At 57.4% G+C, this 12349-nt stretch carries 17 protein-coding genes; 12 read left to right on the top strand and 5 right to left on the bottom strand.

All coding sequences use genetic code 11. The features are described from left to right. Positions 1–14: 14 nt before the first annotated feature. A complete protein-coding gene (locus tag ARCT_RS0114735; protein ID WP_027240768.1) occupies positions 15–422 on the bottom strand; it encodes a c-type cytochrome in 408 nt (135 codons plus the stop codon). Positions 423–682: 260 nt separating this feature from the next. Here ARCT_RS0114735 and ARCT_RS0114740 point away from each other — a divergent pair, with 260 nt between their 5' ends. Next, the gene (locus ARCT_RS0114740) at positions 683–1117 is read left to right on the top strand and encodes a DMT family transporter (RefSeq protein WP_027240769.1); all 435 of its coding nucleotides are present in this window, start codon (positions 683–685) and stop codon (positions 1115–1117) included. Positions 1118–1197: 80 nt separating this feature from the next. On the opposite strand, the gene ARCT_RS0114745 is transcribed toward ARCT_RS0114740, so the two are convergent. Both ARCT_RS0114745 and ARCT_RS0114750 read right to left on the bottom strand, forming a co-directional pair. Further along, positions 1198–1881: an ABC transporter ATP-binding protein gene (locus ARCT_RS0114745; RefSeq protein WP_027240770.1), complete on the bottom strand. Its 684-nt coding sequence runs from the start codon at positions 1879–1881 to the stop codon at positions 1198–1200. Further along, on the bottom strand, positions 1874–3160 hold the full coding sequence (locus tag ARCT_RS0114750; protein ID WP_027240771.1) for a lipoprotein-releasing ABC transporter permease subunit: 1287 nt from the start codon (positions 3158–3160) through the stop codon (positions 1874–1876). Before ARCT_RS0114750 ends, ARCT_RS0114745 begins: the two co-directional genes overlap by 8 nt. A 343-nt stretch (positions 3161–3503) precedes the next feature. On the opposite strand from ARCT_RS0114750, the gene ARCT_RS0114755 reads away from it, so the two are divergent. The 7 genes from ARCT_RS0114755 (at position 3504) to ARCT_RS27585 (ending at position 7807) form a co-directional block, all read left to right on the top strand. Then, positions 3504–4613 (top strand): NADH:flavin oxidoreductase, encoded by a 1110-nt coding sequence (locus ARCT_RS0114755; RefSeq protein WP_027240772.1) that lies wholly within the window; start codon positions 3504–3506, stop codon positions 4611–4613. 149 nt (positions 4614–4762) lie between these two features. Continuing rightward, the gene (locus tag ARCT_RS27135; protein WP_154665366.1) at positions 4763–5611 is read left to right on the top strand and encodes an SAM-dependent methyltransferase; all 849 of its coding nucleotides are present in this window, start codon (positions 4763–4765) and stop codon (positions 5609–5611) included. A 32-nt stretch (positions 5612–5643) separates the two neighbouring features. After that, complete coding sequence (locus ARCT_RS28035; protein ID WP_154665367.1) at positions 5644–5793, top strand: hypothetical protein; 150 nt, start codon at positions 5644–5646, stop codon at positions 5791–5793. A gap of 36 nt (positions 5794–5829) precedes the next feature. Then, positions 5830–6186, top strand: coding sequence for a hypothetical protein (locus ARCT_RS0114775; RefSeq protein WP_027240773.1), 357 nt, complete (start codon positions 5830–5832; stop codon positions 6184–6186). Continuing rightward, positions 6186–6614: a phage tail protein gene (locus ARCT_RS26180; protein WP_240476322.1), complete on the top strand. Its 429-nt coding sequence runs from the start codon at positions 6186–6188 to the stop codon at positions 6612–6614. Before ARCT_RS0114775 ends, ARCT_RS26180 begins: the two co-directional genes overlap by 1 nt. Further along, the gene (locus ARCT_RS0114785) at positions 6614–6817 is read left to right on the top strand and encodes a tail protein X (RefSeq protein ID WP_027240774.1); all 204 of its coding nucleotides are present in this window, start codon (positions 6614–6616) and stop codon (positions 6815–6817) included. Before ARCT_RS26180 ends, ARCT_RS0114785 begins: the two co-directional genes overlap by 1 nt. Before the next feature lie 3 nt (positions 6818–6820). Next, a complete protein-coding gene (locus ARCT_RS27585) occupies positions 6821–7807 on the top strand; it encodes a phage late control D family protein (protein WP_027240775.1) in 987 nt (328 codons plus the stop codon). A 5-nt stretch (positions 7808–7812) separates the two neighbouring features. Here the strand turns inward: ARCT_RS27585 and ARCT_RS28040 are convergent, their stop codons facing one another. Next, entirely contained in the window at positions 7813–8370 is a 558-nt protein-coding gene (locus ARCT_RS28040; RefSeq protein WP_036784955.1) for a hypothetical protein, read from the bottom strand. 169 nt (positions 8371–8539) lie between these two features. Between ARCT_RS28040 and ARCT_RS28970 the strand changes: the two genes are divergently transcribed. From ARCT_RS28970 to ARCT_RS0114810, 4 genes are all read left to right on the top strand, one after another. After that, positions 8540–8749 carry a Com family DNA-binding transcriptional regulator gene (locus ARCT_RS28970; RefSeq protein ID WP_084300966.1) on the top strand — a complete coding sequence of 70 codons (210 nt, stop codon included), beginning with the start codon at positions 8540–8542 and terminating at the stop codon, positions 8747–8749. Next, the gene (locus ARCT_RS0114800) at positions 8721–9470 is read left to right on the top strand and encodes a DNA-methyltransferase (RefSeq protein ID WP_027240777.1); all 750 of its coding nucleotides are present in this window, start codon (positions 8721–8723) and stop codon (positions 9468–9470) included. Before ARCT_RS28970 ends, ARCT_RS0114800 begins: the two co-directional genes overlap by 29 nt. Before the next feature lie 379 nt (positions 9471–9849). Further along, positions 9850–10641: a class I SAM-dependent methyltransferase gene (locus ARCT_RS0114805; RefSeq protein WP_240476323.1), complete on the top strand. Its 792-nt coding sequence runs from the start codon at positions 9850–9852 to the stop codon at positions 10639–10641. A 210-nt stretch (positions 10642–10851) separates the two neighbouring features. Then, the gene (locus ARCT_RS0114810; protein ID WP_027240779.1) at positions 10852–11481 is read left to right on the top strand and encodes an RNA ligase family protein; all 630 of its coding nucleotides are present in this window, start codon (positions 10852–10854) and stop codon (positions 11479–11481) included. Positions 11482–11906: 425 nt separating this feature from the next. Here ARCT_RS0114810 and ARCT_RS0114815 read toward each other — a convergent pair whose 3' ends face one another. Next, a complete protein-coding gene (locus ARCT_RS0114815) occupies positions 11907–12332 on the bottom strand; it encodes a hypothetical protein (RefSeq protein WP_027240780.1) in 426 nt (141 codons plus the stop codon). Positions 12333–12349 lie beyond the last annotated feature (17 nt).

Below are 12349 nucleotides of genomic sequence, written 5' to 3' on the forward strand. Positions count from 1 at the left end.
GTCCCGAGGAGGGGTCAGCGCTGGATATCTTCCAGATAGGCCAGCAGCGCCGCCAGGGGGCGGGGTGTCGGCGTAAAGACCTCATCCACCGCGACGGGGATCAGATCGCCTTCGAGCAGGGCGCCAAATTCCGGCATTGTCTCAGCCCCCACGCGACCACGACCATATCCATCAATCTGCGACAGCACCGCGGCGCGCGGGAAAATACCGCGGTTGCGCGTTGCAATATGTCTCAGGTCAGGGGCGCCCACCGACAGCTCCCGCGTGGCCAGATCGGCATTTTCACCATGGCAGACAGAGCAGTTCTGATTGAACAGCGCCGCGCCCTCGGCTGGCTCTGGCATATCCACATCCGCAGGGCTGCAGTTTGACAGACCAAAGGACAGCGCGATCAGGCTTAACACCACAACTGGGGATTTCATCAACATGCGTCCTTACTCTTGGGTAGCTGCACTATATTTTCACCCCGGTGGATCGACCACCAAGGCATCAGGTCAGAGCTAAAATTGTCTGCCCGAGGCTGCATTTAAGCATCAATCTGGTCCGGCGACGACAGTAAAACGCAAGGGATTTCCCAAGTTCACGGCTTTAGCTCTTGTCGTAGCAGCTGCTTCTTGCTCAAAGTCACGCAACACCCCCTGACCAGCCCCGGCGAGGGCGCATTCACCATACCGGAGACCTCATGCTACACTACGCACTTATCATGTTGGCCGCAGGCCTGGGCATCCCCGTTCTTGCCGCTCTGAATGCTGCATTGGGCCAGCACATCAGCTCTCCGGCGGCGGCTGGCGTCGTGCTCTTTGCCGTGGCCTTTGTCGCGGCCTTTGCCTATTGCCTGATCAAAGGTCCCAGCGCCCTGATGCTGTTGCCGCAAACGCCCAAACATTTGTTATTGGCCGGGCTTTTGGTGGCGTTTTATGTGCTGTCGATCACTCATGTGGCACCGCATTTTGGCGTTGGCAACGCCGTTTTCTTTGTGCTGCTGGGGCAATTAGTCAGCGCTGCCGCCATCGACCACTTTGGCCTGTTTGGCGCCCAGGTCTCGTCCCTGACGCTGATGCGCGCCGCCGGGATTTCCGTGATGGCGCTGGGGGTCTGGATCACCCAGCTGGCCTGAGGCCCCCCGGTCCAACTGGGCCCAACCGGGTCCAGCACTCGCCCTGGAGCTCGCCCAGGAGCTCACCCTGGAGGCGGAGCCTAGATATCGACCAACCTGCCCTGCTCCAGCTTTACCCGGCGGTCCATACGCATGGCCAAGTCATGGTTATGAGTGGCGACCAGCGCAGACAGACCGGTGCCAGCCACCAAATCCATCAGCGCCGCAAAGACCTGATCCGAGGTGCCGGGATCCAGGTTTCCGGTGGGTTCATCCGCCAACAACACACGGGGTTTGTTGGCCAGCGCCCGGCAAAATGCCACCCGCTGCTGTTCGCCGCCCGACAGCGCCGCAGGCCGGTGCCGGGCGCGGTCTGACAGCCCGACAAGGGCCAATAGCTCCACGGCCCGGACCTCTGCCGCCGCCTGCGCAATCCCATTGGCCAGCTGCGGCAGGACAATGTTTTCCAGCGCGGTGAATTCCGGCAGCAGGTGGTGGAACTGATAGACAAAGCCCAGTTTCTGGCGACGCAGGCTGGTGCGCATACCGTCTCCCTTGCCGCTGATGTCCAGCCCGGCCACCGTGACGCGGCCACCGTCCGGCACATCCAGCAGGCCAGCGATATGCAACAGGGTGGATTTCCCTGCGCCCGAGGGCGCCACCAGCGCCACCATCTCACCGGGGTTCAAGGTCAGATCAACGCCCCGCAGCACGTCAATCTGATTGGCAGTGCCTTGGTTATAGGACTTGGTCACCGCTTGTAGCTCTAAAACAGCATCACTCATAGCGCAGCGCCTCCACCGGATTCAGCCGGGCGGCACGCCGGGCGGGAAATATTGTCACCACAAAGGACAGCCCCAGCGACAGCCCCACGGCAGACATCACATCCGGCAGGTTCAGCTCGGCCGGCAGCGCATAGATGCCCCGGATCGACGGATCCCAGACGCCGCCGCCCATGAGGTAGTTCACAAAAGAAAAGATCGGGTCGATATAGCTGGCAAACAGACAGCCCAGAATGACACCAAACAGCGTCCCCAACACGCCGGTAAAGGCGCCACAGATAAAGAACACCCGCATGATCGAGCCTTCGCTGAGCCCGATGGTCCGCAGAATTCCAATGTCGCGGCCCTTGTTTTTGACCAGCATGATCAGGCCCGAGACAATATTCATCGTCGCAATCAGCACCAGGATCGACAGGATGATGAACATCACATTGTCCTCGACCTCCAGCGCCCGCAGAAAGCCGCCCGAGGCATCCCGCCAGGTCCAGACCCCAACCGCGCCGTCAGCAGCCCGCAGCAACGGCAGCACCCGCAGGTCCACCGCTTCGGGGTCTTCGATCATCACCTCGATCTCATCCGCGACACCTTCGCGGTTGAAAAAGCTCTGCGCCTCGGCAAAGGGCATATAAAGCCGGGTGCGATCAATGTCATAGCGCCCGGCAGTGAAAATATAGACCACCTCGTAGGCCTTGACCCTTGGACTGGTGCCAAAGGGGGTTTTGACACCATTTGGCGAGATCAGCTTGATACGATCACCAGGGCTGACCCCCAATTCACGCGCCACGCCTGAGCCAATGGCGACACCCTCTTCGAACCGATCAAGATTCCCCATGGCGCCATCGCTTTGGGCGACGCCGGGAATGGTCAGGATACCCGGTTTGGCGATGCCAAAGACCTCAACCCCGGCGTTGCGCTGACGCGCATTGGCCATGACCTGCCCCTTGATCAGCGGCGCTGCGCGGATCACGCCGGGCACCTCGGCCACCCGCGCCGCCATGGCGTCAAAATCCTTGATGCTGCGCTCCATCTGGCCAGCCGCGTTCAGCGCGCCGTGGGAATAAAGCGTCACATGGGCGTTTGCGCCCAGGATGGTGCCCACAAATTCCGAGCGAAACCCCGAGCGTACCGCCAGGGTCGCAATCAGGGCAAAAACCGCCAGGGTAATGCCAATGAGGCTGATCCAGGTCATCACTGACACGCCGCCCTCAGCCCGGCGTGCCCGCAGGTATCGCCAGGCAATCATCCATTCAAATCGCGCAAAAGGCGGGGGGGTGCTGGCCATGATGGCTCCTGCTCGCAGTTTTTCGCCAAACTGGGCTTTCCTGGGCGCAGGGTCAAGCCACAGCGCCTCGCTCAGCGCATATCCACCGGGCTTATTCACCAAATGTAGAAAAGGGCGACGCTGCCCGCCTGTAAAATCAGGTCGCTTGCGCAAAAGGCCTTGCCAGTTGCACCAATGCCCCTGCCCCAAACGCCACCGCAGGAACCGGCAGAACGCTGGGTCACACCTGGCTTAACCTAAAGTAAATCCTATCTTGCCGGGGCTGACTGCTGTTTGATGACGCGCAAAGCTACAGGCCGCCCAAGCGGCTGATCGTCATATTGCTCTGAATAAGGAACCACCAATGGACCGCGCCGACACCCTGTTTACCCCTGTTGATCTTGGCAAGCTGCGCCTGAAAAACCGGATCGCCATGGCCCCGATGACCCGCACCTTTTCCCCCGGCAATGTTCCCGATGAGGCCGTGGTCTCCTACTATCAGCGCCGGGCCGAAGGCGGCGTTGGGCTGATCATCACCGAAGGCACCTTTGTCAACCACGCGGCCGCCAGCGGCTATCCCAATGTGCCGGCCTTTTATGGCACAGAGGCGCTTGCGGGATGGAAGAAGGTTGTGGATGCCGTCCATGCCGCCGGTGGTAAGATCGCGCCACAGCTGTGGCATGTAGGCGCCATTCGCCGCCCTGGCGTCACCCCAGGAGGTGACACCCCCGGCCACAGCCCCAGCGGCATGGCCATCCCCGGCAAGGTGACCGGCCACGCCATGACACAAGAGGACATCGACAATGTTGTGGCCGCCTTTGCCCAGGCCGCAGCCGACGCCAAAGACATCGGCTTTGATGCGATCGAACTACACGGCGCCCATGGCTATCTGATCGACCAGTTTTTCTGGGACGGCACCAACCAGCGCGAGGACGGCTACGGTGGCGATCTGGCGCAGCGCTCGCGCTTTGCGCTTGAGATCATCCGCGCGGTCCGCGCCGCCGTCGGCGAAGACTTCCCAATTATCTTCCGCTACTCCCAGTGGAAGCAGCAGGACTATTCTGCCCGGCTGTGCGAGACCCCGGAGGCGCTGGAGGCCTTCCTCATGCCGCTGGCCGAGGCCGGGGTTGATATCTTCCACTGCTCCACCCGCCGTTTTTGGGAACCTGAGTTTGACGGCAGCGATTTGAACCTTGCTGGCTGGACCCGCAAGCTCACCGGCAAACCCGCGATCACCGTCGGCAGCGTCGGCCTGAACGCCGACTTCCTGCCCGAAGACGGCACCGCCGATTTCAAAGCTGCCGAACCTGCCAGTCTGGACCGTTTGATGGAACGCGCCGACCGCAACGAGTTTGACCTTGTCGCCGTTGGCCGGGCCCTGATTGCCAACCCGGACTGGGCAAATCAGGTTGCCGCCGGTCAGACCGACGGGCTGGTTGCCTACGAGAAAAAGATGCTGCACCAGCTGCGCTGAGCCCCGCAGGGTCCCGACATCAACCACCTTCGCGCTCCCGCCCGACCTTCTCCTCGGGTGGGGGCGTTCTTGCCTGTGCGGCCTTGATTGACTTTGCAATCGCCCCTTCGGACTGCTAGCCTTTTGACATCCAAAAACAGGCGCAAAACGTGACAAAATCATCGAGCATAGCAAAACCGCTGACCAGCCCCAAACCCAAGGCCTCTGCGTCGAAAAAAACCAAGGTCCAAGCTGACAAGACTGTCACTCCGGTTGTGGCATCGCCCGACCCCATGGTGGAAAACACCCACCCGGCAGAGGTCGCAGAGCTGCTGCCCCTGGGCGAGCTGGACAGGCTGGCCATTGCGGCAGAAACCGACAAGAGCTCCAAACGGCATGACTATATGCGGTTTTATGAGCACCTCCTAACGCCCTATAAAGAAAAGTCATTTTCCATGCTGGAGCTCGGTGTTGGCCTGCCCAGCCGCCGCGCGCCTTCGCTGCGCACCTGGAAGTCCTTTTTCCCCAAGGCGCGGATTGTCGGCGTTGACATCAAAGGCATCTCAAAAAGCTTTGAAGAAGACCGCATCCATATCGAGATCGGGGATGCCGCCAAGCCAAGGTTCCTCAAGCGCGTTTTTCGCACCTATCAACCCTCGGTGATCTTGGACGATGCCTCTCACTTCTGGTCGCATCAGATCATCGGCTTTCAAACCCTGTTTCCGATGCTGCCCCCAGGCGGGGTCTATATCGTTGAGGATGTGCACACCAGTTTCCTGGCCCAGGAAGACGGCGCGCAATATGCCGATCATGAGGAGTCCTTCTGGAGCTACTTCAGCCGCCTGCAGGCAGCCCTGGTCTGCGCCCAACGCCACGGCCCGGAACTGAGCCCCCAGGAAAGCCGCCTGGTCGCCTGGATCGACAGCATTTCGATCTCGCGCAGAACCGTTGCCATCGTCAAACGCCAGAAAATGCGCCGCCGCGAGGTGGTACAGGCTGACACCGAACCAAAAACCTAAGGGGTATTGGCCGCTCTAGGCTTGCCCCAAAGATGCTGCGCCACCTGACCGCCGAAGGGTTTGAGACTGCACAGATCGGCGAACCCGATGACAACCAGCCGCTAGAAGTCGCACAAACCTCGGGCCTGCCCTACGAGATCAAACCACACTGGATGCCCCTGCGCTCGGCAGACCTGCCCTAGGAGCCATCGGCTACCGGCGATCACGGCGGGCCGGTTATGCCGGGTCTGCCCTATTTGGTTGGGGAGCGCGACGCGGAGATCTTTGTGCCGGGCGTAGCGGGCAGCATCCTGCCCACCCGCGTAATGAAGGCGGCCATGGCCGCGACCGTCATGGCTACGCCCAGCTTTGCCATGCCCACCAGTGCCGAAATCGAACTACGCATCGACCCCAGACCAGCCCTGGCAAAACAAGCCCCCGCGCCCCAGATCCACCGCGAAGGGGACACCATCAGCATTCACATTGCGCCGCCTCCCGGCACCGACGAGGAAACTATCGCCCGCCTGGTGATGCGAGAATTGAACCGCAGAGACAACGAACGGCGCGCTGATCTGCACGATGGAGTGGACTACTGATGCAGCTTGGAATGGTCATGATGGCGCTGGGTGTTTTTCGCTTTGGGATCTCCAGCGGATCTTATCAAAACTTCTCCCGCTCGGCGTCCTACAGGTGGGGCAAGGTCAACCGCATTGGCCGCGCGCCAGCTCTGCAGTTGACCGGGCCGGATGCCGAAACCATCAAGCTTGATGGGGTGATTTACCCCCATTTTAAGGGCGGTTTAAGACAGGTTGAATTGATGCGCCTGCGCGCCAAAGCGGCCAAACCCATGATGATGGTGGACGGCCTCGGCTGGGTCTGGGACCGCTGGGTAATTGACCAGGTGGAAGAGCGCAAAAGCGTGTTTCTCAGGGACGGTGCCCCGCGCAAGATCGAATTCACCCTATCCCTGAAATCCTACGGCAAAGACAACGGCGTCTTGTCGTCCTTCCTTGGGGGGCTGTGATGACCAGTTACCGCACGACCGAGGGCGATATGGTAGATGAAATCTGCAAAGCTCACTACGGCGACGAGAGCATGACTGTGGCCGTCTACGAGGCCAATCCGGGTCTCGCCGAGCGGGGTTCAATCCTTCCAAAAGGTTTGGAAATCACCCTGCCAGAGAAAGCGCCGGCCCCCGTGCGCCAGCCTGTTCGGCTGTGGGGGTAGGTCATGAAAGTTGCCTTCCAAATCATCGCCGATGGCCAAGACGTCACCGAGAACTTTGCCGACCGGCTCATTGGCCTAACCATCGTCGATGAGGCTGGCAATAAGTCTGACCGGGCGGATATCCAGATTGACGACCGGGACTATGCCGTGACCCTGCCCGAGACCGGGGCAAAGCTGAAAATCTCGCTTGGATTTGTCGGAGATCTGGTCGAAATCGGCCACTTTGTCGTGGACGAAATCAGCGGCACCATGGCCCCAGACACATTGTCGATCGGGGCCAAGGCGGCGGATATGCTCGGCGGTATTCGCGCCCGGAAATCGCGCTCCTGGCGCGACGTCTCAGTGCAAGACATCGTCCAGAAAATCGCCTCTGAGCATGGGCTGAAACCCGTCATCAGCGAAAGCCTGAAGGTCCAGAAATTCGCCTATCTGGCACAGACGGCTGAGAGCGATTTGAATTTCCTAACCCGCATCGCCAAAGACCTGGACGCAGTCGCAAAACCCGCCGGCGGTGCCCTGGTCGTTGCCAAGCGCGGCGAGAACAAGGCGGCTGACGGCTCTGACCTTCCTGTTTTTCAGGTGGATAAATCCCAAATCTCCGAAGGCAGTTGGCAGATCAACGGGCGCGGAAAATACCGCTGCGTGATTGTAGAATGGACCGACCCGGAAACAGCCGAAGTGCAGACCTGCACAGCCGGAAAAGACGACCCCAAGCTAAAGATCCGGCACCGCTACCCTAACAAGGCAGAGGCACAGCGGGCAGCCGATGCGGCCCTGGAGCGCGGTGGCCGGTCCAGTGGAAAAATCGACATTCGCTTGGGCGGGTTCTGGGGCGATCTGATGGCCGAGGCCAAGGTCAATCTCACCGGCATCAAACCCGAACTGGAAGGCGAATGGCTAATCACCAACGTCACCCACCGCCTGGGCAGCACATTGACCACCAGTTTCAAAGCCGAGCGCGACAACGAGAAGGCAAAAAAGAAGCTATGACCAATCTACAAAATGCCATCCGTACGACTGCGCCGGGATACTGGCACCGTGCCAAATTTATCTTGTTCAAACCGAAACCCCGATTTGCACACCGGGCATTCACGAAAACCGGAGTGTCCTTGCAGGATCGACTTACGTTTGCCCTCAACGCATGTCGGGCAAAGAAAATGCGAGGGTTCTTTGCCCTCTGCATTCTGGCCCAAGCGATACACCAGCGCACCGGTTGGGGTTTCCCAAAGCTCGTAGCGGTCAAGATCGGAGCGGAAACTCTGAAGCTGAGCGAGCTCTGCCTGAAGCGCCAAAACCAAGAGCTTCAACTCCGCATTCGTGACCTTCGCATTTGCTACTTGATCACTGAGTTCGCCCAAGGCGAGTTTGACCTCAGAATCTGCACCCGCCTCAGAAGACTTGAAAAGACTCTTCACCTTATCGAGACCTGTCGCGATTTTTCCAGTTGCCTGCCCGGCCTCTCCGGTCAGCCTCACTATTTGACCGAGACTATCGAAGTCGAATTCCAAAACTATCTCCAATGCAATCATAAAATCAGTCAGTGCCGCCAGCACACTGCAACTGATTCCCAGTGACGCCTCCCGTTCACGGGAGGTTAAAGGGTGCTTCAACACCCCTTATCACGGGTCCAAATTCTGACAATGCCCCCGCCGACCAGCAAAAGCTTCATGGCCGCTCCCTATCCTCGAGGACCCGGCCTTCATGAGGTGATTCCACTTGACGTTGCAAGACCAGCGTTGCGGCGAATGCCGTAGATTGCTATTCAAAATTGAGCCTGGCGCATTAAGCGGCGCGCTCTCTATCAAGTGCCCAAGATGCAAGGCACATAACACCCTGAGGCCACAGAGCCCTTCACCAAAGCGCCGGGAACATTCCCAAGAGCGCGATGGAAGAGCTCTAAGATATGCACCCAGTTTCCAAGACAAAGCTTGAGACCTCAAGCGACCTTACAATCTCCAACACCGATGCTTTAACCTTCCTAGATTCTCTCGGAACGGCCAGCGTTGGCGGCCTATTCGCAGACCCGCCCTATTCATCTGGAGGTGGTCAACGGTCAATCAACGTTCCTACGGGCAAGAAGTATTGTGGCACAGGCAGGAAAGTTTCGCCGCTACCCGATTTTGCGGGTGAAACCATGGACCAACGTTCCAACTTGCGCTTTACGATCACTTGGCTCGCTGCTGCACAGCGCGTACTAGAACCTGGTGGTTACTTCGGGATTTTTTGCGACTGGCGGCAACTACCGGTGTTCACAGATGCGGTTCAGATTTCTGGCTTTCACTGGAAAGGCGTCAGTGTTTGGGACAAAACTGAAGGAGTGCGACCACAAAAAGGTGCCTTTCGTCATCAATGCGAGTACATCGTCTGGGGCACCAACGGCCCGAAGAAACCAGGAGCCAACCGCATCCTGCCAGGCTGCTTTCGCAAATCCAACGTTACGCGTGATAAGCTGCATCAAACGCAAAAACCCGTCGAGGTGATGAACTGGCTAGTGTCGATCATAGATGAGGGAGCCCCAGTCCTAGATCCGTTCATGGGCAGCGGCTCAACGGGTGTTGCAGCTCTCTCCTCAGGCCGTCCATTTTTTGGGTGTGAGTTGGTGCCGGAGATCTATCAGGTTGCGAAGGCACGTTTGAGAGAACATTCGGTCTAACCTTTTCTAGAGCGCTTCCAGATCTTGCCGAGGGAAACCGCCTTGCAGCTCTGGAAGCGGCCATTGGCGCCGCTAGGCGTCTCGCGGCCGCCCACATTAAGGGGGCAGTTAAAGGGGTTTCCTGGCCTAGGCCTGGAGCCACAACTGCCAAATGTCACTATGGAAGACCGCAATGCGCAGATAGCGGAGTTTGCAAAGTCCGCCTTGCGTCCTGGGAACACAGCCCTCAACCGCTGTGCTGCCGCGTGAAAAGCGGTCATTGATGCAAGGTGCGGCGATTTTCTGGGCTTGGGCGGCAGCAGTGCGGACAAAGCGCCATTGTACCTAGCAACATCAAGGTCTGCTTCTCGTCCATTTGACGCGCCTTGAAAATTCCGTAGTGTTTGCTGTAAAATGTGAAAGTGAAACCTCAATGGCCAGTTCAAGCGATGATGTAGAGAAAGATATCTACGATCCAGAATTTGTCGCCAACCTGTTTGATCGCTGCTCGTCAAACTACAGACGTTGGAGCGCTGTCAGTTCTTTCGGTTTTGTTTCACTCTGGCGTCACCAATGTGTAGGCCGCCTCAAATCTCCCAAAAAAACTGGCGCGGTGGTCGTGGATTTAATGGCTGGAACGGGGGAAGTCTGGCCTCACCTTTTGCGTCGATTTCCTGACTTGGATACGATTACAGCGTTGGATATCTCGCATCGTATGCACCTGGACGCCGTGGATCGCTTGCACGGCAGGTATGCGGATAGAATCACGCATTTAGAAGTAGATGCGTTACATACGAACCTACCTGCCGACTATGCGGATCTCGTGATTTCGACCTTCGGTCTCAAGACTTTCGATACTGATCAGCAAGCGGTCCTAGCCAATCAAATTGCGCGCATATTGAAGCCTGGCGGTAGTTTTTCTCTAATTGAGGCCTCTGATCCAAAAGGATGGGCACTGCGTCCACTTTACCGGTTCTACCTTGATCGTATGTTGCCGCTGATAGAACGATTGTTCTTAAAGGGCGCAAACGACTTTAGCATGATCGGTATATACACCCGCAACTTTGGGAACAGCACCCATATGGCTGACGCTCTGCGCAATGCTGGTCTATCAGTTACATTGGAAAAGCACTTCTTCGGGTGTGCCACAAGTGTTGCCGGTCGTAAGTCTAAAGCTTCGGCTACAGATTAGCTCTAGCCATAGCCAACTTTCGCGGCATTGCAGAAAGTGGGCGGCACGGGCTCATAACTGCCAATCTTCGCACCAGCACACCAGATTGGTACTGAGGCAGGAGGTCAAGGTCGGCAGAGCGGACAAATCTGCCGTTTAAGATCTTGACTTTAATGTCCGCTTCAAAGGTGTTGGGTTCCCCTGACCTCATGTTTCTGCCACAAAGTAGGCATGAAGAAATACGGGCGCACATTCCACCTACCGACCTCACCTGGCGTTGGGAACGATGATAAGGTCATTCAAGATCTCACGCAGTTGTATGCCGCCGATGAAGTCGTGTTCACAGAAAAAATGGATGGCGAAAACACGACTGTTTTTAATGGCGGGTGCCATGCAAGAAGCCCCGATAGCGGCTACCACGTATCTCGTGACTGGATGAAGGCATACGCGGCTGGTATCTCACCAAGGCTTTCTGACGGTGAACGGATCGTCGGCGAGTATTTGTTTGCAAAGCACTCAGTCTCTTACATTGAACTACCCTCATATTTTCTCGGTTTTGCCTGGATTGTTGGCGACGAGGTTCAGGGCTGGGATGAAACGATAGACAGATTTGAAGAGTTGGGCATAACCCCTGTGCCTGTCTTACATCGGGGTCAATTCGATGACGCGACTGTAAAGCTGATCATCGAGAACTTGGATCTTGAGAAACAAGAAGGCTTTGTCGTGAGGTCTGTTTCTTCATTCGTTGAAAGTGAGATGGCAACGCACATCGCAAAGTATGTCCGTGAGGGGCATGTTCAAAGCGATGTTCACTGGACGAAAGCCGAGATGATCAAAAATGGGCTTCGTCGCAGTAGCTGACATCCGCCGCAAAGCAGCGACGTGGTAGGTAGGGCTCACATTTGCCGTTAGCTGCATCTTTGCCGAATGGCGGCTTTGTCGCAACGGCCAAAATTTGCAAACTCTGCTTCCTGCGCATAGACGCCATTGCTGCTGGTCCACGAGGGTGGCGCGGATCTCTCTAGGTTGCGGATGACTGCACTCAGCCCTAAGTGACCGGTGCGAAGCGAGGTTGGTTGCTGTTGCCGCACATGCACAAACCGCGCCTCGACTTCCCGGAACCTGACATTCAAGCTGTCAAACGCGGCTTTTTGCCCTCAATGTCGGCAGTGAACCCAGAATGCTGAATGCTGCACTTGGCACGAAGGCCCGCTTTGCGGATCGCGGCTGCGAGAAAAATCTGTCCTTCAAAAGGAACCGGAACACCGACCGACCGCTCCTAGATGCTATTTGATATCTGCAAATTCTTCGATACTTTGGATGCCGGGAGTGTTTCTCAAGAAATTAAAAACAACTTGGGAAAAGCTTCGTACTTCTCCAGCGATATCCTTTTTCCACCAAAGCGCGCCTTTGGTTAGCTTCTGGGGGTAAATTGCTATCATTGCTTCTACAACGCTATTATCGTCGTCTTCTGGGTCGGCCAGCGATGAGACCATGACGCGTAATTCAGTGTTTGACGCCCGGTTGAAAGCAACGACAAGCCACCCCCAGTCCTCGTCAATGAGTTGCAGGCCGTCGTATCCGCGTTCCATGAGTTCGGACTTAATCGCGTCGGCAAGTGAGAAACCAGACATGAAGTCGTTGACCAATTCATCATCTTTGGGATGACGAGGGAAGCCCGGGGCTTTGACGTGCATATGGCTCGTGATCATCTGAAATATGCCTTTTT

The sequence above is a fragment of the Pseudophaeobacter arcticus DSM 23566 genome, from assembly GCF_000473205.1.
Classification (GTDB): Bacteria; Pseudomonadota; Alphaproteobacteria; order Rhodobacterales; family Rhodobacteraceae; genus Pseudophaeobacter; species Pseudophaeobacter arcticus.